Below are 24234 nucleotides of genomic sequence, written 5' to 3' on the forward strand. Positions count from 1 at the left end.
ATATCCCTATTTTGCCATAAAATCGGGCTCTGCACATCCAAACGTTTTAAAGAAATAACTTAACGGGAATAGTACGGGATGACAGGAGGAATGCAAAATGAACAACTATACAAAACAATTTATCAATGGTGAATGGACTGAAGGATCGAGCGAAAAGTCAATTAAGAACATCAATCCGTTCAGCGGTGAAACGATAAACGAATTCCGCTCTGCAGATGAAGGTGATTTGGACAGAGCCTATCTGGCTGCCGAAAAAGCACAGAAAGAATGGGCAGAAACTCTTCCTCAAAAGAAACAGGAAGTCATGGACAATGTGGCAAAGGCGCTTCTTGAGCGAAAAGACGAAATCATAGATCTTCTCGTAAATGAATCAGGAAGCACAAAAGTAAAAGCAGAAGTGGAATGGGCGGCAACACTTCGGATTGTCAAAGAAGCAAGTACATTCCCGTACCGGATGGAAGGCAAAATTCTCCCTTCCAACATTCCCGGAAAAGAAAACAGGGTGTACCGGACGGCAAAAGGGGTAATCGGCGTCATCGGCCCGTGGAATTTCCCGCTGCATCTTGCCATGCGTTCCGTCGCACCGGCACTTGCCACAGGCAATACAGTTGTCATTAAGCCAGCATCAGAAGCGCCGATTACGTCCGGTTTTTTAATTGGAGAGCTTTTTGAAAACGCAGGAGCTCCCAAGGGCACAGTAAACGTAGTCGCAGGACGGGGCTCAGAGATTGGTGATGCCTTTATAGAACACCGCGTTCCAAAGCTGATTTCCTTTACAGGTTCAACGGAGGTCGGCCGTCACATCGGAGAGCTTGCAGGCAAGCACCTTAAGGATACAGCGCTTGAACTTGGCGGCAATAATGTCATGCTCGTGCTGGCAGACGCAGATCTTGAAAAAGCTGCTGAATCCGCCGCCTTCGGGAAATTCCTTCACCAGGGCCAGATTTGCATGGCGCTGAACCGCATCATTGTTGTAGAAAGCGTACATGATGAATTCGTCGAGCTTTTCAAACAAAAAGTCGGACAGCTTCAGGCAGGTGATCCATCTGACCCTAAAACAGCTGTAGGTCCGCTGATCAACAGCGATCAGATTGAACGGATTCAGTCAGATCTGGAAGACAGTCTGAAAGCAGGAGCTGAAAAAATTGCCGGCGGAGCTGTGAACGGAAACGTCATGGAGCCGGTCATTCTCACGCACGTAACAAATGACATGCCGATTGCCAAAAATGAAATCTTTGGCCCTGTTGCCCCAATCCTAAAAGCAAAAGACGAGGCACACGCCATTGAACTTGCCAACGGTTCCCCGTACGGCTTGAGCGGATCCGTCTTTACAAAGGACCTTCACAGAGGCGTCACCGTTGCCAAACAAATCGAAACCGGCATGATTCACGTAAACGACCAGTCCGTAAACGATGAAGCACATGTAGCCTTCGGAGGGGAAAAAGATTCAGGCCTTGGCCGCTTCGGCGGCGAGTGGGCGCTTGATAAATTCACAACCGTCAAATGGATCGGCGTACAGGAAAAAGATCGTAGCTATCCGTTTTTCAGCTGATTGCGAATAGATGATAGAAAAAACGAGGCGCAGGAGTTTTGCGCCTCGTTTTTTTGTGTGCCATCAAGCTTTTCTTCTCACGCACTTGATGGTCCTTATAACCGTTTTTAGTGCCACCAAACTTCTTTCTCACACGCTTGATGGTCCCTATAACCATTTTCAGTGCCACCAAACTTCTTTCTCACGCGCTTGATGGTTCTTATAACCGTTTTTAGTACCACCAAACTTCTTCCTCACGCGCTTGATGGTTCTTATAACCGTTCCCAGTACCACCAAACTTCTTCCTCACGCGCTTGATGGTTCTTATAACCGTTTTTAGTACCACCAAACTTCTTCCTCACGCGCTTGATGGTTCTTATAACCGTATTCAGTGCCACCAAACTTCTTTCTCACACGCTTGATGGTTCTTATAACCGTTTTTAGTACCACCAAACTTCTTCCTCACGCGCTTGATGGTCCCTATAACCGTTTTTAGTGCCACCAAACTTCTTTCTTCTACGCTTGATGGTTCTTATAACCGTATTCAGTGCCACCAAACTTCATCCTCACACGCTTGATGGCATCAAACTCTACCGGATATCCGCCATTCCCCTGCTCATTCCATCAACTAGTAACCCCCGCACCTGCAGGAAGCACTTTCTGGCTGATCGCCTGTATCAGCTCAGGCGGCATTGGGAAGGAAACGGCAGCAGGGTCCATCGCAACAGCCTTCACGATATTCTCTGTATCTTGAGGCGAAACACTGTAGTCTCCAAAATCAGACGGCAATCCTGTTTTCTTCTGCATCAGCCTGATTTTTTCAACAACTCGCTCTAACACCGCCTCCGGGTCCTTGTCCCGGCTCTCCACATTCAGTGCCTCTGCAAGCTGATGGATTTTCGGCAGGTAGAGAGCAGGTATAGTCTCCATAACGGCAGGCAGGAAGACAGCATTTGCAAGACCGTGCGGAATCCGGTACATGGCGCCGTATGCATGGGCAAAATTGTGCACCGGAATGGCATTCAGTGCAAAGCTGAAGGCTGTGATTCCCATAAGGCTTGCATGGAGCATGTCCATTCTTGCTTTCAGGTTCTCCCCGTCCTCCACGGCTTTCACGAGATTCTGCTCGATCAGGCGGACGGCGTGCAGGGCGTATGCATCCGTAAGCGCAGTTGCATTAGGCGAGGCATATGCTTCAATCGCATGGGTCAGAGCATCAAAGCCTGTGAATGCTGTAATGAACGGCGGCAGCCCCGTCGTCAGATCCGGATCCAGGACCGCAATATCGGCACTAATAAACGGATTAATCATATTTGTTTTCAGCTTCAGATCTTCGTTGTAGATAACGGCAATCGGCGAAACTTCCGATCCGGTTCCAGCTGTTGTCGGAATGGCAATATGCGGGATTGGCATGTGCGTAGCTTCCGGAAACGACTCCATGACAAATCCTCCGGGAATGGCGTCCTTAATGGTTGCTAACCCTTTGTGCAGACAGTATTTCACCCCTTTAACCGTATCAAGCACACTGCCTCCTCCAACCGCGAGGAGTGCGTCTGCACCAGTTTCCCTGGCGAAGCGCAGGGCCTGGTCCACACAGCTGCTCTCTGCATCCTGCCTGATATCCGTGTACACACCTGCAAGAACAGGGCCGTTTCCGTGACCTGCCAACGTGAAAATGGACGCCACTTTATCCACTACCCCCGCTTTTTCAAGGCCTTTATCACTGAACAGCACGACCCGCTTTGCGCCAAGTCCCCTGAATAGATCCGGGACCATCGCCCGTGTATTCGATCCGCTGTAGATACCCGAACGCAGCATAAATTGTGAAAAAGTTGTCGTCAGCATCACTTCTCACCTCTCGTTTCAGCTTTTTCAGAAAACAAAATGCCGTACCAATTGCGTTTATGAAGATCTGTCACCATTGACGTATGCACATGTTTTACTTGTGTGTAGGCATCAAGAGAATGCTTCCCCATCTCCCTGCCAATGCCGCTCTGCTTGTACCCGCCGAACGGTGCATCATTCCGCAGCATGTGCCAGTCGTTGATCCAGACAACTCCTGCCTGCAGCTTTCTGGCAGCTTCATAGGCTTTATTCACATCTCTTGTCCATACACCTGCAGCAAGACCGTAAATGGTATCGTTCGCCATTGCAATGACTTCATCCATACTGGTGTATTTGATGACGCAAAGGACAGGACCGAATGTCTCTTCTCTGGCAATTTTCATGTCGTTTGTCACGTTTGTGAAAATCGTCGGTTCAATAAAGGATCCTCCTTCACAGCCGGGCACCGACATTTCTTTGCCGCCGCATACAAGCTCCGCTCCTTCTTCAAGCCCCAACCGGATATAGGACAGAACGGTATCTTTCTGCTGTTTAGAAATAAGCGGCCCCATATCAGATGCGGGATCGAGCGGATTTCCGGGCTTTATGTTTTTCGCCAGCTGCACAAGCCCTTCCACTACTTCATCATGCATGCTTTCATGGACGAACAAACGTGTTCCTGATTCACAAAGCTGTCCTGAATGGAGAAATACGCCGAATAGACTTCCAGGCAATGCAAGGGATAGATCCGCATCTTCAAGAAGAATGTTCGGAGACTTTCCTCCAAGCTCAAGAGTCGTATTTTTCACCGTATCAGCTGCAAGCTTCATGATGTTTCTGCCTACTTCTGTCGATCCTGTAAAAGCCACTTTATCCACGTTCGGGTGGCGCACCAGCGCTTCACCTGTTTCAGCACCGGGACCTGTGACAACATTGATGACACCAGGCGGGACAACCTTCGAGATGATTTCAGCCAATTTTAAAGTCGAGAGCGGCGTATAGCTCGCCGGCTTAATGACAATCGTATTTCCCATCGCAAGAGCAGGCGCTATTTTCCACGAGGCAATCAGCATCGGCATATTCCATGGAGTGATGGCTGCACATACTCCAACCGGCTCTCTCCAGATGAAATTATGGGCAGGACCCGGAAACGGCGGGACCGGCAGTGTTTCAGAGAATGGATACTCGAGCACGAATTTGCCAAACGTCTGGAACAAGTCGGCCATCTGCAGAATGTCATTGGAGCTGATGCGCCTGATTGTTCCGCCTGAGCTGACGCATTCGAGATAAGCAAGTTCTTCTGCATGCTCTATAATCTGATGGGCTATCGCATACATTACCTTGGAGCGGTCCTTTGGATTCATCTCTCTCCACTCCGCTTGATCAAAGGCAGCTCTTGCCGCCATCACAGCACGGTCAACATCCTCCGCCGTTCCTTTTGCAGCTTTTGCTATTACCTCGCCTGTTGCAGGATTGTTTACATCAAACCACTCCCCTGAAGCAGCACTCTCCCACTTTCCATTAATGAAAAGCGGCATTGTCAGTATATCGACTTTCACACTCATTCGTTTCAGCCTCCTCTTTTTTAAAGTACGCCAACCTCTTTTTCTGTCATTCTGTAAATCTCTTCGATTCTTTTTCCGCGCGCCCTTGCCAAAATATCCATGCGAACAGACAGCTGCTTCATCGTAAAGTGCATGGTATCTTCAATCGTGTGACCGAACGCCGTCTGCTCACCGGCTATGCCTTCCTGGTTCAGCTTAATCGCATACGGAGTCAGCTCGTCCATTTTTTGAGCTACCAAATCAAAAATAGAATCATTCTCGCATATAAGCCTCTGAAGCAGAAACGTCCCGTAGCCTATGTGCCGTGATTCATCCTTTTTCAGCAGACCAACACCTTTTAATAGTCCAGGCATGATATTCGCTTCCTCAAGCGACCGGTAGAATGAAAAATAGCCCGTTTCAGCAAGTACTCCCTCAACGAACATGTTGTAGACAGTCGACGCTTCAGCAATGGCTTCCTGCGACTGATCATGGAGCAGCCTGTCCATTGTCCGGGGCAGAAGCTCGTAAAAAATCTCTTTATATGTCTCTGTATGATAGACGGACAGATCTCCCGTTTCTCCGAGAGCATTTAAAGCAAGCCTGAAAAATTCGGTATGCTTTGCTTCCTCAAATAAAAACGTTGTTAAATACATCTCCTCTTCCAGACGGCCTTCCTTGGCAATCGCCATCATCAGCGGCAGCAAATCAAGTGTGACCGCCTCTTCTCCCGCCTGAAACTGCGAAATCAGCCTCAAGACTTCTGTCCTTTGATCCTGATTCATGCCCTGCCAGTCTCGCTGATCCTGTGAAAAATCAATGTCAGACGGGTTCCAAATCCCAAAACGCTTCGCTTTTTGATAAAGTCTGAACGGGAGAGAGTCCTCCTGAATGCCCCGCGCACTCGTGGTAATGATTTCACGCTTATTCATCGCTACCTCCTGAAAACTTTTTTTCAAAAACACGGCTTCACGTTTGTAAGTGCTTACATAACTATTTTACAATGGGAAGTGGAACCCTCATATTCCTGAAAAAGTAGGGGAGGAAATTGTCGAATGATAGATTCCAAAGTGAGAGATTATGTACGTGAAACGCACAAGATCCATGACTTTTCCAAAAAATGCGAACGGATGGTCCTCGGGTGCATCCGCTTCTTCCCATTCAAGCGGGCAACTCTCTTTACATACTCCGCCTTCAGTAATATCGGTGAAGGCCTGATCCAGGCAGAAGAAGGAAAAATCACCTCCGTCAAATGGATCAAAGAAGATGTCCGAACCATCCCGCCAGTCTATCACGCTCTCAAAAACAACAAGCTCCGGCTCCTTGACCTCACACAAAGCAACGTCCCTTTTCCAGAAAAATATATTCAGCAATTTGACCTCTCAACCATCGCCGTCATCCCGATCAGCCAGTCCAACCATGTCATCGGCTGTGTTCTGGCCGATCAGTACACGGGCTGCAGCCAGTCCATTCACACCCAGCTCGAGCAGCTCTCCAGCTACTTTCAGGAATTTTTCGCAAACCGGCCCGCGCACAGACTCAGCAGGCGGGAAACCGAAGTCCTGCAGCACCTCGCAAACGGCCTTTGCATGAAAGAAATGGCGCACTCCATGAACATAAGCGAATACACCGTCCGAGACTACCTGAGCGCCGTCATCCGGAAACTCGGCGTCAGGCACAGAGCAGAAGCTGTGGCGGAGGGGTTGAGAAGGGGGATAATCGTATAAGAATCCGCATAAAAAAACACCGCCAGCAGCGGTGCAAATCTTCACTATTTAAGCAAGCGGGCTCCCCATCACCGGACGCCTCATGCACTCATCGGTCTCAAACCCGAACTGTCTGTAAAGCCCGTGCGCATCCTTTGTGGCAAGCCCGAACTTTGTGTTGATCAAATCCGGATGATCCAGAACACATTGTACGAGCCATTTACCGAGCCCTTCTCCTCTGGCGCTGTCGTCAATGACTACATCCATCAGCCAGGAGAAGACGGCGCGGTCTGTTATGACTCTTGCAAACCCAAGCTGGGTTCCGCTGCTGTCATAGAGTCCGAAACTTAGTGAATTCCGCACGCTTTCTTCGATTACGTGCACGGGCCTGCCTTTTGCCCAGTACTGATTGCCGATCCATCCGGCAATTTTGTCTATTTGCAGCAGATTCTGTTCGTCTGATACGAAAAACCCTTCTTTATTCCAGATCATCCTTACCATCTCCTTAAACGATTATCTGACTAGATTATAACGGATGTCTCATGGGTATTGTGATTGTAATGGAGGCGATTTTTGATATGAAAACCATTCATATAATTGTTTACGGCCATGTCCAGGGTGTCGGATTCCGTTATTTCGCTCAGACCTCAGCCCTATCAGAGAAAGTAACCGGCTGGGTGAAAAATAAAGAAGACGGTACAGTCGAAGCTGTAGCACAGGGGACAGAGAACCAGCTGGAGTCCTTCGTCGATACCCTGCGTTCGGGAAACCGCTATGCACGGGTGGAGGAAATAAAAGTACGCGAAGCAGATCAAAACCAGGCATACGCTGATTTCAAAATCATCCGCTAGCTGTTTTTCTCAGCTTCATTTTCTTTATGACGGCTCCTATGACAACAGCTGTCAGAAGGAGCCCGCCTCCAATCCAGATGCTCCCAAAGTGCAGAAGACTTTTACCGATTGCCGCTAATGCGTTCATGCCAATTCCTCCTCAAAAGAAAGGTTTGCCGGCTCATCAAGAAGATGGGAGGTTAATTCGATGTTTGTAGTAGGAACCGTTTCGTCGACTTCTTCAAATTTCAGCTCGTCCACCCACATCCTTCCGCCTCCTGAAAGCAGCGCTCCAATTGAAATGACCGCACTTTCTTCCGGTATATCAAGGACGATCGAGCAATAATGCCATTCTGTATCCTTCGTGATCGGTCTGTCTCCCATGTTGTCAAATCGGAGAACATCCTGAAGGGCATTGTCCACTCTCATCCACAGTCCGCAAAAGCCGTCCAGATGTTCAGCACGAATAAACCCAGAGAACTTATAGCGTTCCCCCTTATACTTATCCGCCTTGATTTCCTGCATCATCGTTGCAAATTCACCCTGATGCTGCACGCTTGTGGCAGCTAAATACCCTGAGCTTTTCCCTGAGTGATAGACTTTCCTGTCCAGTCCCATTTCGTAATTAAATGGATGACTGCCGCTTAGAACCCACCCTTTTACACCTTGATTTCCCATTGAAATCTCCTCCTTCTGCATCGTCAGGCTGGCCATGATCTTCCGGTAGGTGCCCGGCGGCAGCCTGTATATCTTTTTGAATGCCCTCGTGAATGATTCCTGGCTTTCAAATTGATAGGAAAGGGCAATATCAAGTATTTTTTCATCTGTATAAAGCAGCATTTTTGCTGCATCCGCTATCCGCCTCGTTCTTACGTATTCAGAGGCTGTCATTCCAAACTCCCTTTGGAACAGCCTGTGAAAGTGGAATTTTGAGTACCCGGCTTCACGGGCAATCGTCTCAAGCGGCAGCTCTTCCTGAAGATGATGTTCGATATAGGCAATTGTCTTTTGAAGGGCTGTATCCATTTCCTCACCTCTTACTGAGAGTTTACCAGGAAAACTTCTCCTTTTTTTGATTTTTCTTGCTAAAAAAGAGCCCCCTTTTGATAACAGGAGCTCTGTCATGCATCATTCGATTTCAATATTTCCAACATACTGCGCCAAACCGCTGTCAGCATCAAGCTCCACTACAAGGATGTACTCCCCTTTTTCTTCCGGAAAAGTAAAGGAACGCTGTTTATCTAAGGGTAATTCCTGTTCGGTGCCATCTTTCCAGAGTGCAGCTTCAAGATCCTCCACCATGAAATCCTCACTGTCAAACAGCAGATCTATTTTCTGTCCCGGCTGGAACGTCAGCTGCTCTTGCTCATTTGCATACGACAGAACGTCGTCAATGCGTTTTTCCTCAAGCTTGTTGTTTTCACCCGTCCACTTGATGTTTGCCTCTGTCAGCTTTTCAGACTGGGAACTGTCCGGACTGGATAAAGTTACGGAAGGCGGAGTGAAATCATAGTCTTCCGCAATACATCCTGCTGATAAAGCAACTAGAAAAATAGATGTAATGACTTTCAATCTTTTTCTCATAATCTCCCTCTTCATCTTAAGAGTTTTTCAGGAACGCATACAAAGTCTGGGAGTAGAGGTCAGGCTGCTCCCTGTGTACAAGGTGTCCGGCAAATGGAATGACAGCGATATTGATTGCTGAGTGCAGCTGCTTATACACAATAGCAGCCTCGACTTCCAGCTCCTGATTTTCACCGACGAGACATAAAACCGGAATCTCTATGCCGTAAACATCACCTGTCGCGTGAAAAGGATAAAAGTCAGCTTCATTAAAAGATTGCAGCAGGGATTTCCAGTCATTCTCCCCGTGGATTTCATTCAAGAACGCAACGGCTTCTTCATTCGCAAACAAGTGCTCATAATGTTCTGCTTCTTCTATTAACAGTTCAGCCCAGTTAACAGGCTCTTTCGGGAGAACGCCTGAAAAACAAAGTGATTTCACTTTCTCAGGGTACTCTTTTGCAAAAAGTAATGCAGTTATTCCCCCTACAGAAACCCCTGCTATGTGACACTGGTCAATCCCGAGGTGATCGAGTGTTTCTTTCAGATCCTGCACGCATCGAACAAAATAATGATCAATCTCTCCCCCTGACTTCCCGTGGCCCCTCAGATCAGGTCTGATCACTTTGAAGTTTTTCGATGAAAAAAACTCGCTCTGCTCGCTGTATTCCGTATCACCTGTCATTCCGCCAGAATGAATAAGGACGAGAGGCTCTCCTTCTCCCGATACATATGTATGCAAAATCATCCATGCTTCCCCCTGTGCATGACCGTATTTACCGGCCATCATTATATATGTAAAATCACACTTCCCCAGTACGAAAAACTCATTGTGAGAAAAACAACCGCAAACACTTTGACCGTTGCCGGCAATCTTCCTTTAAAGTATATAAAACCAATGCCGGCCAATATGTGAAAGCTGATAAAAAGGAGCAGACTCATTTGGTTCACCTCTTTAAGACTGGAACTTCTTTGGCAACTTAGTGCTGAGTACACGCTTTGATTCTTATCCTGCTTTTACTGCACTTACCTCAGCTCCGTAACCGCTCTAAGTGTTCTTGCCCTGCTTTTGCAGCACTTATCTCTATTCCGGACTCACCCTAAGTGTTCTTATCCTGCTTTTACTGCACTTATCTCCGCTCCGGACTCACTCAAAGTGTTCTTATCCTGCTTTTACTGCACTTATCTCCGCTCCAGATTCACTCTAAGTGTTCTAATCCTGCTCTTGCAGCACTCACCTCAGCTCCGAAGCCACTCTAAGTGTCCTTAACCAAAATACCTTCATTTTCCATTTTATCACAATCAAAACCTCCGCAATACAAAAAAACACCCGCCATTCAGAATGACGGATGTGCTGATAGATTAATACGCTTTTTCCTGATAAAAATAATTCGGCTTCACGATTTTGTTTTTATACTGATTATGAAAGATGTGGGTTGTGGCGGGAGACATTGGCGGTATGAGCCAAGTCCAGTCACCTGTTACTTCGCGTCCCGCTGTTGATTCGTTATGTTCGAATCGTTTAAATTGCTGGGCAGCCGTATGATGGTCCACTATGCTCGCGCCTGCTGTCTTGAAGGAGTGCAGCACGGCTCTGTTCAGTTCCACAAGAGCCCGGTCTTTCCATAATGTTGCTTGTGTTGACGTGTCAAGCCCCAGGAGCTCAGCCACTTTCGGCAGCATATTATACCGGTTTTCATCGGCAAGGTTTCTGGCGCCTATTTCCGTTCCCATGTACCAGCCGTTAAAAGGAGCGGCCGGGAATGTGATGCCCCCGATTTCAAGCTTCATATCCGAAATGATCGGGACGGCATACCACCTGGCATCGAGTTTTTCCAGCTGGGGATACTCAGGATGTGTAATAGGGACCTGCATGACGATTTCATCGGGGATTTCGTACCACACAGGCAATTCCCCGCCAACCTGAATAACAAGCGGAAGAAGATCATAGGCTGTCCCCTGCCCTTTCCATCCGAGCGCGAGACATTCTTTTGTAAACGCAACTGATCCCGGATCTCCTACGATTCCCGAATCTGTCTCATACCCTGCGTATCTAAGCAGCTGGTGATTCCAGATTCTAACAGGTGCCTGTCCGTCCTGTTCCGGTTTGAAAATGGTGATGAACGGACGGATTCTGCCGCCGTTCGTTGCAAATTCTATATGGGAGAAAAGGGCGTCCCTTATTTCATCAGCTGTTTCAAGATGCCTTGCATCTGCAACCCGGAGTGTGTTCCAAAACAGGCGGCCGATGCATTTGTTGCTGTTCCGCCAGGCCATTTTTGCTCCATGCTCAAGTTCTTCTGACGTAAGATCAATGGTGCTGTTCTGTTCAAACCGGGATTTAACCTGAAGCAGGCGGGCAGTCGTTTCTTCTTCCGTTTTCTCAAGCTCCCGGTAGCATTCGATAATAAACTGCTCTGCTTCTGACATGATATCAAGCTTGGTATTCATAAGAGCCTCCTAAATTGCCGGACTTCTATATAAAGACTTACGTATCTTTATGGGTATTAGATCACATATTACCTTCCCTGATAGTATAGCATCTCACGCAGCTCATCCTTTTACTACAACGAACACTTTCATGAACATTCCTATCCGAAAAAAACATTTCATGCGAACACAACCGCAAATCCTTATGAATTAAGGGGTTGAGTCCATAAAATAAAAGTATTCTATAAAAATATGAAAAAAGTAGTATTTTTTTGTTGCAATGTGAAAGCCCTTTAATTAAAATAGGTTTATGCAAGCGATTGCACATGTTGCACTTATAGTTGCACACCACTTATTAAAAATAATGTAAGCGATTTTGCCTTTAAATGAATTCGTTTACACCTATTATACTTACAGGAGAAAGAAGGGCAAAAAATGAAGAACTTATTATCATTCGACTTTTGGCAAAAGTTCGGTAAAGCCTTAATGGTCGTAGTAGCCGTAATGCCTGCAGCCGGTATCATGATCTCACTCGGCAAGCTTATTGCAATGACAGGCGGAGACATCACGCTCGTGCAAACGATTGCACGTGTAATGGAAGATATCGGATGGGGAATCATCACGAATCTTCACATTTTATTCGCTGTAGCCATCGGGGGATCCTGGGCTAAGGAGCGTGCAGGCGGAGCATTCGCAGCACTTATCGCATTCGTACTGATTAACCGCATCACAGGTGCTATCTTCGGAGTTAATGCTGCAATGCTTGCAGATCCTGAAGCAACAGTAAACTCTCTTTTCGGACAAGAACTGATTGTTAAAGATTACTTTACTTCTGTACTTGGCGCTCCTGCACTGAACATGGGCGTGTTTGTCGGAATCATCGCAGGTTTCCTTGGTGCAAACCTGTTCAATAAATATTACAACTACAGCAAGCTTCCTGAATCACTTTCATTCTTTAACGGTAAACGTTTTGTGCCTTTCGCAGTAATTGGAGGTTCAGTTGTAACTGCTATCGTTCTTTCACTAGTATGGCCGTTTATTCAAGGTTTGCTTAACGACTTTGGACAATGGATTGCAACATCACGCAACACCGCTCCAGTTGTTGCACCATTCATCTTCGGTGCCCTTGAGCGTCTGCTTCTCCCATTCGGTCTTCACCACATGCTGACTGTACCGATGAACTATACGTCACTTGGCGGAACGTATCAAATTCTTACTGGCGGAAGCGCCGGTTCAACTGTTGCAGGTCAGGATCCGCTTTGGCTTGCATGGATTGCCGATCTGAACAACTTCCTAGCTGCAGGTGATACTGCAAGCTACAACAAACTGCTTGAAGAAGTAACTCCAGCCCGTTTCAAGGTTGGACAAATGATTCTTTCAACTGCTTCTCTTATCGGTATCGCTTTTGCCATGTACCGCAATGTTGATAAGGAAAAACGCACGAAATACAAATCAATGTTCCTATCTGCAGGTCTTGCAGTTTTCTTAACAGGTGTAACTGAGCCAATCGAATTTATGTTCATGTTCGCTGCACCGCTATTATATGTTGTATACGCAATTACAACAGGTCTTGCATTCGCAATCGTCGATATTATCGACATCCGCGTTCACTCATTTGGATTCATTGAGCTTCTGACTCGTACACCGATGATTATTAAAGCAGGATTATGGCTTGACCTTGTCAACTTCTTCCTTGCATGTGCCGTGTTCTTCGGACTGAACTTTGGAATTGCGAACTTCCTGATCAAACGTTTCAACTTCCCGACCCCGGGACGCAACGGAAACTACATCGATTCTGAAGAGCCTGCTGCAAAAACAACAGGTGAAGTAAACAAAGACTCTCAAGCTTCTGCGATTATTACTTTGCTTGGCGGTTCTGGTAATATTGAAGATGTAGATGCTTGTATGACACGTCTTCGCGTAACAGTCAAAGACCCTGCTATTGTTGCAAATGAAGCGCAATGGAAAGAAAACGGCGCGCTTGGTTTAATCATTAAAGACAAAGGCGTTCAAGCCATCTACGGACCGAAAGCAGATGTTTTAAAATCTGACATTCAAGATACGTTAGGAGCTTAAACGATGAAATTATTAACGCTTAATTGTCATTCCTGGCAAGAAGAAAATCAGATGGAAAAAATCAGGACGCTCGCGCTTGCCATCAAGGAACAGTCTTATGATGTGATTGCCCTTCAGGAGGTAAGCCAGCGGGTGGAAGAGCCCGTCCTGTATGACGGAGTCAAAAAAAACAATTATGCGTTAGTGCTGCTTGATGAACTGAAAAAACTTGGAGTTGCCGGATATGAGCTGGTATGGGGATTTGCCCATATCGGCTATCCGGGCTTTGAAGAAGGCTTAGCCATTCTGACAAAGCATCCGGTAGTCGACTCAGAAGTGTTCTCCGTCACAAAAGGCAAAAACACTGACTACTGGAAAACCCGTTCCATCGTCCGTGCGGATATCGACTATAATGGACAGGAAATTTCTTTTTACTCCTGTCATCTAGGCTGGTGGCACGATGAAGAAGAACCATGCAAATATCAGCTCGATTCTCTTCTTCAAAAGGTTGACCTTGATAAGCCTTCCTTTTTAATGGGAGACTTCAACAACAGTGCTGAAGTGAGAGATGAAGGCTATGATTATCTTCTGTCACATGATTTGTATGATACGTACGAGCTTGCAGAAGACAAAGACTCAGGCATCACGGTAAAAGGAAAAATTGCCGGATGGGATGAAAATAAGAAAGATTTGAGAATTGACCTGATCCTTGTGAACAAGGAAGTCAAAGTTCATTCTTCAAAGGTTATTTTCAATGATGACAACAGACCGGTTGTTTCTGACCATTACGGGGTTGAAATCGAAATCAGCATGTAAGACCATGGCTGCTTCTTTAAAAGAGGCAGCTTTTTTTATGTGATCGTGATCTTTTTTTCTCCTCTTTGCGTTTATCCTGTCGATCCCCCGGGAAACTATAAAGGTTATAGGGAGGCAGATGTATGAAAGACTTATTCAGAAGAATTCACCAGCACGAATTAAACGACCTGTCTGCAGTTATCGCATATTATTTACTTTTATCCCTGTTTCCGCTGCTTATTTTCTTAATTGCGCTGTTTCCTTATTTTTCGCTTGATGTAACGCCGCTTCTCACATGGATTAATCACTATGTGCCTTCAGAGACAGCTGAGCTTTTAACGGAGCAAATCAGAAGCCTGTTCGGAGAAACCAACAGTTACATCCTTGCATTTGGCTTATTGGCCGCTTTATGGTCTGCAAGCAATGCCACACACATTCTAATCAGAGCGTTCAACCGCGCTCTTGAAATTAAAGAAACGCGCCCCTTTATTAAGGTGCGCATAGATGCCCTGCTGCTTGCTGCAGGACTTATTATTACGATTACGATCGCTTTACTCCTGCCTGTTTTCGGCAAAGTGATCATCAGCACATTAACGCGCTATGCACCATTTCTTGAAGCCGTTAATCCGCTTTTAAATCAGGCAAGATGGGTCATTTCCTTTTTCATGATTAATCTCGTCCTGCTTGCGCTGTATTACTTTGCTCCGAATGAAAAGCTGAAGTTTTTTGATATCTACTTCGGATCCCTTTTGGCAACTGTCCTTTGGACGTTAAGTTCTTACGGTTTTTCTTTTTATGTAGAGAACTTCAAAGCTTTCAATGCTGCATACGGAAGTTTGGGAGGCATTATTATTTTGCTCATCTGGATCTACTTTACCGCCTTTTCGATATTGCTTGGCGGAGAAGTGAATGCGATGCGCGTCTGCAGGAGAAGAGATAAGTTCTGTCCGGACTGATATTTCCTTAATACACCAGTTTGATAAATTTGGAAGCGGGTATTTCACTTAGAGAAGACGCATGAAGTGAAAGGAGACCGTATGCTTGATTTTGTGATCAATATGCTCAGGGAATTTGGAATATGGGGATTGATGGCGGGGCTCGCGATTGAAGCATCTTCTCTTCCATTTCCAGGCTCTCTCATCACCCTTGCCTATGGTTATCTGCTGAAGCTTTCATTTATTGAAATCATTCTGATAGCCCTTTTAGGAAGTGCTGTCTATACGATTTTCAGTTTTATCCCTTATTGGATTGGCTATAAATTAGAGCACAAAATGAAAAAGAAACTGACCAAAAAGAAGAAAACATTCGAAAAAACGCAGCGCTGGTTTAAAAAATGCGGACTTTGGAGCATCGCTCTTGCGCGTCCTTTCGGGATTGGAAACTACATTTCCTATGTCTCAGGACTTTCCAAAGTAAAGTGGGTCCCGTTTGCCGCTCTCACCTTTCTTGGAGTATTGCCTTTAAATATAGCGATGCTCTGGCTCGGACAGCTTGGAAGCCTCAAAACAGTGACAGCCTTTATGTCAGAGATGCAGATGTATGTCCTGATAACAGCCGGCGCAGCCATCTTGCTTTTCTTCGTATGGCGTTATGTCAGCAAGAAAAAACAGTGCGCTCCAGCTGCGCAGCAGGAAACAAATTAAACAGAAAAAATCCAGGGGAGATCCCCTGGATTATTTTTTTGCCCCGCCCGCATATAGAATAACCAGCAGCACGGCAACGCCAAATGCAATGATGGTTCCTGCTGGAGGAGAAGTAATTAGAATGCCTGCCAGAATTGCAAGCAGGGCCACTAGTGAGAACCAGGAGGAATAAGGGTAGCTTTTCACATAAAAGCCACGAAGCTCTTCCCCTTTCTTCCTGCTTTTCAAGTGGGCGACTGTCAGCAGAATCCAGATGGACAGAATGGCATACCCCGGTACAACCATCAAGTAACCGAATGTCTTTTCCTCAGCAAAAACGGCAATGATCACACCGATGTACAGAAAGGATGTGCTCGCAAGCAATGCTCTGACAGGGACCTTTTTAGCAGACAGCTTTGAGAAGAAGGACGGTGCATTTCCGCTCAGCGCCTGCGTGTAAAGCAGTCTTGAAGCTGCATACATGCCTGTATTCGCAGCAGATATAACGGCTGTTAAGAGAACAAAATTCATAAAGCCTCCAACATACGGGATGCCGATTCGGTCAAAGACCGAGACAAACGGGCTTTCCGCTCCTACCATATTCCACGGCATGAGGCTCACAATAATCAGAATCGGAAGAACATAAAAAATTAGAATTCTCACGATGACACTCCGCGCTGCTCTCGGTATCACTTTTTCAGGATTTTCCGTTTCACCGAGCGTCATTCCGATCATCTCTGTTCCGCCAAAAGAAAACATGACAACAAGCATGGAGGCTGCAATTCCTGATATGCCAAACGGCAAGAAGCCGCCGTGCTCTGTCAGATTTGAAAATCCGGCTGCACTTCCACCGCCGATCCCTGTAAAGATCAGGACACCGCCGAGAATGATGAACAGTGTAAGAACTGTAATTTTCAGTGCTGCAAGCCAGTATTCCGTTTCACCGAAAATACCCACTGCAAACAAATTGATGACCGTAATCAGGATGGAAACACCAAGTGACAGCAGCCACATCGGCACATCCGGAAACCAGTATTTCAGGAAACCGGCCGCAGCAGCCATCTCCGCTGCCATAACAAGCATCCAGCTGATAAAATAAATCCATCCGGCAAAGAAGCCGGCAAACGGTCCGAGAATGGTTTCGATCAAATCTCTGAGCGTTTTTGCTTTCGGCTGCTGGACAGCCATTTCCGCCATTGCCTGCATCACAAAATAAAGAATAATGCCTGCCAGCAAATACGAAATAATAACACCTGGGCCTGCAAGTTCAATCGATGAACTGCTTCCCTGAAAAATGCCTGCTCCAATGGCTCCGCCAAGAGCAATCATGGTGACGTGCCTTGATTTAAGCCCTCTGGCTAACTCGTCTTTTTGATCAGACGAATGGTGGTTTTTATTGCTCATGCTCGTCTCTCCTCATATATGGTCTATGCTCTTTTGTCTTGCACGTGTTATCTTAACAAAAAAGCAGATACATGAAAACAGTGACGTCTCAGTCTTTTTTCGTAAGGTTCCACACTTCCATTAAGACCGGCATCTCTTTCTTTTCATCCTCCGTTACAAGGTTCCATTGAATGCCGTCAGGCTTTTTATACGGCGTATCAGTTTCAATGATTCCCTGTTCGGTTACGATATAGTCCACGGGCAAATCATATGTATCAACCTTAAAGTCTTCCTCTGTTACCTGAATGCTGTGAATGGTCGAGATAACGGGCATGTCGGGATTGCCAAGTTCTCTCATAATGGCATACTCGCGGTCTGAGTATCCCTCTCCTTTTCCAATCCTTCTCCCGTCCTTATGGACAGCAACAGATCCTGCAACAAACAGGTCGACCTTCGGCAGCTCGGATAGAGAGATTTCCTTTCCATACTGCCTGATATTTTTTAAGCTTACAGCCTTCCTCTCTTCTCCGGACGGAACCCATTCTCTTTTCAGCATGATAAATCCTGCTTTGAGCCTCGGCGTCGGAACGAGAAGGGTTTTCCCATCCTTGATCACACGGGCTCTGAGAGGAAGCTGCGGGGCGTCCGGATTGATTTTGACAACCTCCGCATTCTTGTAAATGTCCATCTGTGAAACAAGTTCAGCTGCCGCTGCAGCCCCTTTGAAATTCGGAATTCGGTTCTTCAGCGGAAACGGGAAGCCTCCTAGCTTTTCATCCTCGAGCCTTTGCCACTTATTCTGTCTGATTTCATCTTTTGTGATCATGTAGCTCTCCTCCCCCTAATGTAAGCCCATGTGTTGCATGGTCTGACTGAATTTTACTGAATCCTGCACGTTCATAAAATCTTGCTGCCTCTTTTGTATCTGTTCGTAAAACAGCCGCTGAAAAGTTCGGAGCCGCCTCACGTAATAGCGTCTTTAAAAGCAGGGTTCCCGCTCCTTTTCTCCTGTACTCTTTTCCTACATAAAATCTTCTGATCCTGCATGTTCGTTTATCCTGATCGTACGGGTCCCGGTTTAGTCCCCCGACGGCAATTAATGTTTCTTTATGAAACACGCCAAACAGTGCTTCGCCCGGCAGACTGAACTTGTTTTTTCCGGTTTGGTAATCATGAACAAGTCTTTCAACAAAGCGGAATCCCTCTTTTTTACTTTCTTCTAAAAGCGGTCCTAACTGTTCTTTTTGGAGTCTATTTATTCGTCTGACAATCATAGTGTTCCCTCCAGCATTATTTTTTTCCGCACGGAAGGCTATTCTTTGCCTTGTAACGGACAAGGTGATACGGTAGTAACAAATGTTCCAGTGCCCAAAGACACCGGAGCAAGCTTACAGAACCCAAGGAGGAATTTGAAGATGAGCCAAAAACAGATACTGCTTGCAGAACGCCCGTCGGGAAAACCGACAGCTGAAACCTTCCGCTATACGGAAGCTCCTGTTCCATCACCCGAATCAGGACAAGTACTGATCCGCACTCTCTATCTGTCAGTTGATCCTTATATGCGCGGCCGGATGAATGAAGGAAAATCCTACGTTGCTCCTTTTGAGCTTAACCAGCCAATCTCTGGCGGGGTAGTCGGCGAAATTGTCGAAGCAAACGGCAGCAAGCTGAAAAAGGGAGACTTTGTCATCGGAAACCTCCCGTGGCAGGAATACTCTGTCGCAGGCGAAAATGAAGTGCGTCAAATTGACCCTTCCCTAGCGCCAATTCAGGCTTACCTTGGCATACTGGGCATGCCCGGCTTGACCGCCTATTTTGGACTGCTTGATATCGGCAAGCCGAAAGAAGGCGAAACAGTGGTCGTATCAGGTGCTGCAGGAGCGGTTGGTTCAATTGTCGGACAGCTTGCTAAAATTAAAGGCGCCCGTGTTGTAGGAATTGCCGGTTCGGACGAAAAAATTTCCTATCTGATTGATGAACTCGGATTTGACGCTGCCATCAACTATAAAACACAGAACGTCGGCAAAGCACTTGAAGAGGCATGCCCGAATGGAGTAGATGTCTACTATGATAATGTAGGCGGAGAAATTTCGGAAGCTGTTCATAAACTGCTGAACAAATTTGCCCGCATCCCTGTATGCGGAGCCATCTCCACTTATAATTCAGACGGCAAAGATGTCGGTCCGAGAATCGAATCAACCTTGATCAAATCAAGCGTGCTCATGCAGGGCTTTGTTGTAGGCGACTTTTCTTCCCGCTTCAGCGAAGGCGCAAGAGAGCTTGGCGGCTGGCTGAAAGAAGGCAGACTGAAGTATGAAGAGACGATCGTTGAAGGCTTTGAAAACATTCCCCAGGCATTCCTTGGCTTGTTCGAAGGCACAAACCTAGGCAAGCAGCTTGTGAAGGTTGCAGATCCTTCCTCTTGATTCCTGTTACTTTATAGAAAAAATCCCCCGGTTAGCCGATTTTTGGCTGATGGGGTTTTTTTTTCTGTTTGTAGTCTGGCGATTTACTGCCAGCTATTGCCCTTTTACTAATGGCTATCGGTTTACTACCAACAATCATCGCTTTACTGCCAACTACCGCAGATTTACTACCAACTACCGCAGATTTACTACCAACTACCGCAGATTTACTACCAACTACGAATGATTCACATCCAACTATTACTCATTTACAACCGACTGTCGGCTTACTACCAACAATCATCTTTTTACTGCCAACTACCGCAAATTCACTACCGACTATCGCCCTTTTACTACCAACTATTGCTCATTTACAACCAGCTGTTGTCCCACCACTACCTATCGCTTCCCGCTGCCCAACAACCCGCTATATTCCCACATATAAAAAAAAGAGAGCAACTAAGCTCCCTTTAAAGTGACTCACATCTTGCTTTCAGCTTTATCCAGAAGGACTTTCGCCAAATCTGACAGACTCTCAGTCGTTTTATTGATTTCCTGAATAGAATCCACGATTGCATCAAGATCTGTTTTGTTTCGTTCAAACATTTCCATGTAGTTTTCCATTTCGGTTTTGACAGTAACCAGTCCGCTGCGCACTTGCTGGATTTGGGACTGGGAGGTTTGAGTGGACTCGTTCATGGAACTCATAATGGTGACGATTGTATCCATGTGTTTGTTGCTGTTTGATGTAAGTGCATTGATTTCATTGCTGGTCCGCTTTGAATCTTCTGCAAGCTTTCTGACCTCGCTTGCTACAACCGCAAAGCCTTTGCCGTGATCGCCTGCTCTTGCCGCCTCAATGGATGCATTTAATGCAAGAAGATTTGTCTGATCTGCAATTCCTTCAATTTCCTTTGTCATTCTCGTAATCTGGTCGGAAATCTTTTTCAGATCTCCAATACCCTCAAGAGAGTTTTCCACTTTTGAAAATACTTCCCCGAAGACAGAGACCATTTCATCCATCTGTTTTTCATTTTCATTCGTCAGCTTCAGCAGATGTTCGCTTGTTTTCTTCGTAGATTGGATTTCCTCGCGAATTTGTTCTGCTTTTGCGCTGGTATCATCCATTGTGGAATCTGTCAGCTGGACGGATGCCGCCATTTCCTGGCTGATTGAAGACAGCTCTTTTTGAAGACTGATATTTTCCTCGTTCAATTCTTTCAGTTCGTTCATTCGTTTTTGCATATATTGATCAACAACAAGCTGGGAGTCTAAATTAATCGCATGTGTAATCGCAAGCAGCGCCGTTGAAAGCTTTTGAGGCTCCTGATGCAGCAGCTCCACAACTTTCGGAAGCAGGAGTGTGCTGATGGCTGAATACGTAGAAAGAAACCACGTAACAGGCAAATGCGTCTCGCTGTGTGTGCCGCCGATCCGTTTTCTCATTTCAAAAAACCGCGCATCCATTTCTCCGCTTAATAGACTTTGGAAATAGTCGACAAATACAGCCTTTAAACGCTCTCTGCTTGAATGATCGGAAGCAATTCTGCTGAGAAGCGGCTGTTTATAGAGTTGTGTGAGGACCTTTTCAAGAAGTTCATCCAGAAGAGGAAGTACGACAGGCTTTAGCTCTTTTAAAACAGCCAGCTGTTCTTTCGTAAAACCCATATAGATCAGTCTTGCATTTATTTCGCGCTCTGAAGTGGCAATGACCGCGTCATCTTCAGGAAATTCCATAACTGGATGAAATGCATCCGTTGTCTGTTTCTTAGAAAAAAGTGTCAGCATGCTCGTTCTCCTTACCTTCTACCTTAAGATTCCCTTCTTGGAAAAGAAAGTTCTCTCCTTATATCGGCAGGAAACGGTAAATGATTAGAGGGGTTTGAGGGCTGAATGTGCTCGGGTGCCGATGTTTCCTGAAGAATAAAAAACACAAACCTTAAGTCTGTGTTTTAGTTGACCAGCGAATGCTTGAACGCATAGATAACAGCCTGTGTTCTGTCCTGCACATCCAGCTTGCTGAGAATATTGCTTACATGTGTTTTGACTGTTTTCAGCGCAATGAACAGTTCATCCGCTATTTCCTGATTTGTTTTTCCTTCAGCCACGAGCAGCAGGATCTCCATTTCGCGGGCAGTCAGTTCATCATGCGGATGATGAACAGGCTTCTGCCTCATCTTCATCATCATTTTTCCTGTCACTTCAGGTTCAAGAACAGAGTGTCCATGGAATGTCTTTCTTACAGCCTCTGCAATTTCACTTGCCTTGGATGTTTTGAGCATATAGCTTGTCGCACCAGCTTCAAGCGCCGGGTACACTTTTTCATCGTCAAGAAAGCTTGTGACGATGATGATTTTCGCTTCCGGCCACTTTTCAATAATCTGCCGGGTTGCTTCAATCCCATCCATGCCGTCCATGACAAGGTCCATCAAAATGATATCTGGCCGCAGTTCGAGGGCCAGTTCAATTGCTGTAAAGCCATTGTCCGCCTCACCGACAACCTCAATGTCGCTTTGGGCTGCAAGATATGAAGATACACCGATCCTCACCATTTCATGATCATCTACAAATAATACCTTAATCATCCTTTTCCCCCCTTACAAGCGGAATTTTGACTTCAAGCTTTGTACCTTTTCCGGGAAAACTCACGATCTTAAGGGTTCCGCCAAGCTGCGCGGCCCGTTCGTGCATGTTCTGCAGACCGTAGCTTCCTGTTTTGGCTGCATCTACTTTAAATCCGATCCCGTCATCAATCACTCTGAGAAGCACCAGATCATCCCGTTCAATAAACAGCACTTCAAGCGTTTCAGCTTTTGAATGCCTGAGGGTATTTGAAACGGATTCCTGCAGGATTCTGAATAAATGATCCTCTATTCCTTTATCAAGCTGTACATCTTCCATTTTCCAGCTGACTTCCATCGGCACCTTCTGTGAAAGTTCCTGAAGCAGATCTTTCATGCCTTCCTGAAGCGTTTTTCCTTTCAGGGCGGCTGGACGCAAATGCAGCAGGAGCGCTCTCATTTCAAGCTGTGATTGATGAATCATCTGCTCAACCATCTGCAGCTGTCTGTTTTCCGCCTCCGTTCTGCTGTCGCTTGATTCGTTGATCGCAGACATCATCATGGATGCTGCGAACAGCTGCTGGCTGACAGAATCGTGAAGTTCGCGTGCAAGCCTGTTGCGTTCTTCGGAGACGATTTTCTGAATGCGTTTTTCCTGTTCTTCTGCTTTTTCATTTGCGAGTCTTTGCGACAGCTTTGTCTGCTCCGTCAAATGCTTCTGCAGCTGGCGCAAGGAATGCCACATCTTCTCAAAATCACCTGATTTTTTCGGAAAATCACCATCAGCATACTTTCCCCGGGCAAGCTGGGAAATCTCCTCTGAAAGCTGTCCAATATCACTGCGCAGAAAAATGCCAGAAAAAAGCCCCAGCACAAGCCCAATAGCCACACTGACGGCCGGCACAAAATAAATAAACGGAAGATCAAGCATCTCTTTCTCCCAAAGAATGCTCCAGTCGTTCAGAGGAAACATGAAAAAGTAACTTGCCGAAAGAAAAACAAGGACAGAAACCGAAATCGCAGCACCCAGAGCCATCTGTCTTAGAATGCTGCTCATATCCGCTTCACCTCTAAGTCTCCGACAATAGAAGATGTAATAATTTTCACCTTCTGAACGGAAGCGTCATACCCTGCTGTCTGATAGGAGATGCTCTGATTAAACAACTTAGGCTCATGATGGCCGAAAACGCGGACAGCTCCGGCAAATGAGGAATGCTGGACAGACACATCCACTTCATAAGGGACTAGGATCTTTACATTCCCTATAAAATTGCGGATGACAATCATATTTTCCTCTTTCGGCAGTACCGTATTGCTTAAATCAACAATCGTATCGCCGATGCCATTCTGTATATTAATATCATTCCACTCATAAATATCTTCAGGCGTTGACTGCTGCCCAAATACATTATTACCAAGAATCGGCCGTTTATAGAGCACATCTTCTTTTTTCAAAGTAAGAGATTCTTTTACCTGGGGTTCAACAACTGCAGGTTTTTTTTTCGACTGCCTGTATTGAACAAGCAGATAAATCGCCAGGGCACAGATCAGAAACTTCACTGCCCACAAATTCATGATGGTGATGATTAAACTGATCAACCCAAACCAAAACAATAGCTTCCCCGTCTTTTTGCTGAGCCGCTTCTTCCCGAAATAAACACAGACAGACGACAGAAGCAGAAAAAAGATAAGTCCACCGTGATCAAAAAAGACTTCAAGCATTAAAAGAACGACCCCAATTAAAAGAATATACGTAATCACATCGGCGTTTGCTTTTTTGAGCATGTGGGCTTACCCTCCTTATTAGAAAAGCGGAAGCGGCCGGTTAGCTCCGGGAGTCAGATAAGAACTGAACCGAAAAGTCCGCTTTTGACTTTTTGGGGCAGTTTGTTCTGACAGAGGAGTTGGCCGCTGCAGCTAGACAGTGTGCAGAACTCTATAATCTTCTTTACTCTGAAATGCGGAAGCGCTCGTTTAGCTCCGGA

General features: G+C 46.1%; 24 protein-coding genes. 8 read left to right on the forward strand and 16 right to left on the reverse strand.

The annotated features are described in order from the left end of the window. Positions 1–97 precede the first annotated feature (97 nt). A complete protein-coding gene (locus tag AZ46_RS17855) occupies positions 98–1552 on the forward strand; it encodes an aldehyde dehydrogenase family protein (protein WP_029285835.1) in 1455 nt (484 codons plus the stop codon). Between the two features lie 603 nt (positions 1553–2155). Here AZ46_RS17855 and AZ46_RS17860 read toward each other — a convergent pair. Genes AZ46_RS17860 through AZ46_RS17870 form a run of 3 tightly spaced genes read right to left on the reverse strand, consistent with a single transcriptional unit; the run spans position 2156 to position 5831 of the window. Then, positions 2156–3376: an iron-containing alcohol dehydrogenase gene (locus tag AZ46_RS17860; protein WP_035207678.1), complete on the reverse strand. Its 1221-nt coding sequence runs from the start codon at positions 3374–3376 to the stop codon at positions 2156–2158. Next, a complete protein-coding gene (locus AZ46_RS17865; protein ID WP_029285832.1) occupies positions 3376–4920 on the reverse strand; it encodes an aldehyde dehydrogenase family protein in 1545 nt (514 codons plus the stop codon). The genes AZ46_RS17860 and AZ46_RS17865 overlap by 1 nt, the downstream gene beginning before the upstream one ends. A gap of 20 nt (positions 4921–4940) precedes the next feature. After that, positions 4941–5831, reverse strand: coding sequence for a R2-like ligand-binding oxidase (locus tag AZ46_RS17870; RefSeq protein WP_029285830.1), 891 nt, complete (start codon positions 5829–5831; stop codon positions 4941–4943). Positions 5832–5954: 123 nt separating this feature from the next. On the opposite strand from AZ46_RS17870, the gene AZ46_RS17875 reads away from it, so the two are divergent. Continuing rightward, complete coding sequence (locus tag AZ46_RS17875) at positions 5955–6626, forward strand: response regulator transcription factor (RefSeq protein ID WP_029285828.1); 672 nt, start codon at positions 5955–5957, stop codon at positions 6624–6626. A 48-nt stretch (positions 6627–6674) separates the two neighbouring features. Here the strand turns inward: AZ46_RS17875 and AZ46_RS17880 are convergent, their stop codons facing one another. Beyond that, the gene (locus tag AZ46_RS17880) at positions 6675–7097 is read right to left on the reverse strand and encodes a GNAT family N-acetyltransferase (RefSeq protein ID WP_035319474.1); all 423 of its coding nucleotides are present in this window, start codon (positions 7095–7097) and stop codon (positions 6675–6677) included. 50 nt (positions 7098–7147) lie between these two features. Between AZ46_RS17880 and AZ46_RS17885 the strand changes: the two genes are divergently transcribed. Further along, entirely contained in the window at positions 7148–7456 is a 309-nt protein-coding gene (locus AZ46_RS17885) for an acylphosphatase (protein ID WP_235728245.1), read from the forward strand. Here AZ46_RS17885 and AZ46_RS22020 read toward each other — a convergent pair. The 5 genes from AZ46_RS22020 to AZ46_RS17905 all read right to left on the reverse strand — a co-directional run bounded on the left by AZ46_RS22020 (position 7446) and on the right by AZ46_RS17905 (position 11449). After that, complete coding sequence (locus tag AZ46_RS22020) at positions 7446–7583, reverse strand: hypothetical protein (RefSeq protein WP_161781224.1); 138 nt, start codon at positions 7581–7583, stop codon at positions 7446–7448. The genes AZ46_RS17885 and AZ46_RS22020 overlap by 11 nt on opposite strands. Next, the gene (locus AZ46_RS17890; protein WP_029285823.1) at positions 7580–8461 is read right to left on the reverse strand and encodes a helix-turn-helix transcriptional regulator; all 882 of its coding nucleotides are present in this window, start codon (positions 8459–8461) and stop codon (positions 7580–7582) included. The genes AZ46_RS22020 and AZ46_RS17890 overlap by 4 nt, the downstream gene beginning before the upstream one ends. Positions 8462–8563: 102 nt before the next feature. Continuing rightward, entirely contained in the window at positions 8564–9019 is a 456-nt protein-coding gene (locus AZ46_RS17895; protein WP_029285821.1) for a hypothetical protein, read from the reverse strand. Positions 9020–9035: 16 nt separating this feature from the next. Then, positions 9036–9746 (reverse strand): alpha/beta fold hydrolase, encoded by a 711-nt coding sequence (locus AZ46_RS17900; protein ID WP_029285819.1) that lies wholly within the window; start codon positions 9744–9746, stop codon positions 9036–9038. Between the two features lie 614 nt (positions 9747–10360). Then, positions 10361–11449: a nitric oxide synthase oxygenase gene (locus tag AZ46_RS17905; RefSeq protein ID WP_029285817.1), complete on the reverse strand. Its 1089-nt coding sequence runs from the start codon at positions 11447–11449 to the stop codon at positions 10361–10363. Positions 11450–11863: 414 nt separating this feature from the next. Between AZ46_RS17905 and AZ46_RS17910 the strand changes: the two genes are divergently transcribed. From AZ46_RS17910 to AZ46_RS17925, 4 genes are all read left to right on the forward strand, one after another. Next, positions 11864–13504, forward strand: coding sequence for a PTS transporter subunit IIBC (locus AZ46_RS17910; protein WP_029285816.1), 1641 nt, complete (start codon positions 11864–11866; stop codon positions 13502–13504). Positions 13505–13507: 3 nt separating this feature from the next. Beyond that, positions 13508–14299, forward strand: coding sequence for an endonuclease/exonuclease/phosphatase family protein (locus AZ46_RS17915; protein WP_029285814.1), 792 nt, complete (start codon positions 13508–13510; stop codon positions 14297–14299). Between the two features lie 122 nt (positions 14300–14421). Beyond that, a complete protein-coding gene (locus tag AZ46_RS17920; RefSeq protein WP_029285812.1) occupies positions 14422–15234 on the forward strand; it encodes a YihY/virulence factor BrkB family protein in 813 nt (270 codons plus the stop codon). Between the two features lie 66 nt (positions 15235–15300). After that, positions 15301–15921: a DedA family protein gene (locus tag AZ46_RS17925; protein WP_235728246.1), complete on the forward strand. Its 621-nt coding sequence runs from the start codon at positions 15301–15303 to the stop codon at positions 15919–15921. A gap of 30 nt (positions 15922–15951) precedes the next feature. On the opposite strand, the gene AZ46_RS17930 is transcribed toward AZ46_RS17925, so the two are convergent. The 3 genes from AZ46_RS17930 to AZ46_RS17940 form a co-directional block, all read right to left on the reverse strand. Then, positions 15952–17304: an amino acid permease gene (locus AZ46_RS17930; RefSeq protein ID WP_029285809.1), complete on the reverse strand. Its 1353-nt coding sequence runs from the start codon at positions 17302–17304 to the stop codon at positions 15952–15954. 88 nt (positions 17305–17392) lie between these two features. Beyond that, complete coding sequence (locus tag AZ46_RS17935; protein ID WP_029285807.1) at positions 17393–18109, reverse strand: 5-formyltetrahydrofolate cyclo-ligase; 717 nt, start codon at positions 18107–18109, stop codon at positions 17393–17395. Next, a complete protein-coding gene (locus tag AZ46_RS17940; protein ID WP_029285805.1) occupies positions 18093–18557 on the reverse strand; it encodes a GNAT family N-acetyltransferase in 465 nt (154 codons plus the stop codon). The genes AZ46_RS17935 and AZ46_RS17940 overlap by 17 nt, the downstream gene beginning before the upstream one ends. 135 nt (positions 18558–18692) lie before the next feature. Here AZ46_RS17940 and AZ46_RS17945 point away from each other — a divergent pair, with 135 nt between their 5' ends. Beyond that, on the forward strand, positions 18693–19709 hold the full coding sequence (locus tag AZ46_RS17945; protein ID WP_152554779.1) for an NADP-dependent oxidoreductase: 1017 nt from the start codon (positions 18693–18695) through the stop codon (positions 19707–19709). Positions 19710–20168: 459 nt separating this feature from the next. Here the strand turns inward: AZ46_RS17945 and AZ46_RS22025 are convergent, their stop codons facing one another. From AZ46_RS22025 to liaF, 4 genes are all read right to left on the reverse strand, one after another. Further along, positions 20169–21476 (reverse strand): globin-coupled sensor protein, encoded by a 1308-nt coding sequence (locus AZ46_RS22025; RefSeq protein WP_029285801.1) that lies wholly within the window; start codon positions 21474–21476, stop codon positions 20169–20171. 164 nt (positions 21477–21640) lie between these two features. Next, positions 21641–22273, reverse strand: a complete 633-nt coding sequence (locus AZ46_RS17955) for a response regulator transcription factor (RefSeq protein ID WP_029285799.1) — start codon at positions 22271–22273, stop codon at positions 21641–21643. Continuing rightward, positions 22266–23306: a sensor histidine kinase gene (locus tag AZ46_RS17960; RefSeq protein ID WP_029285798.1), complete on the reverse strand. Its 1041-nt coding sequence runs from the start codon at positions 23304–23306 to the stop codon at positions 22266–22268. Before AZ46_RS17960 ends, AZ46_RS17955 begins: the two co-directional genes overlap by 8 nt. Beyond that, entirely contained in the window at positions 23303–24034 is a 732-nt protein-coding gene (gene liaF / locus AZ46_RS17965; RefSeq protein WP_029285796.1) for a cell wall-active antibiotics response protein LiaF, read from the reverse strand. Before liaF ends, AZ46_RS17960 begins: the two co-directional genes overlap by 4 nt. Positions 24035–24234 lie beyond the last annotated feature (200 nt).

The sequence above is a fragment of the Metabacillus indicus LMG 22858 genome (assembly GCF_000708755.2).
Classification (GTDB): Bacteria; Bacillota; Bacilli; order Bacillales; family Bacillaceae; genus Bacillus_P; species Bacillus_P indicus.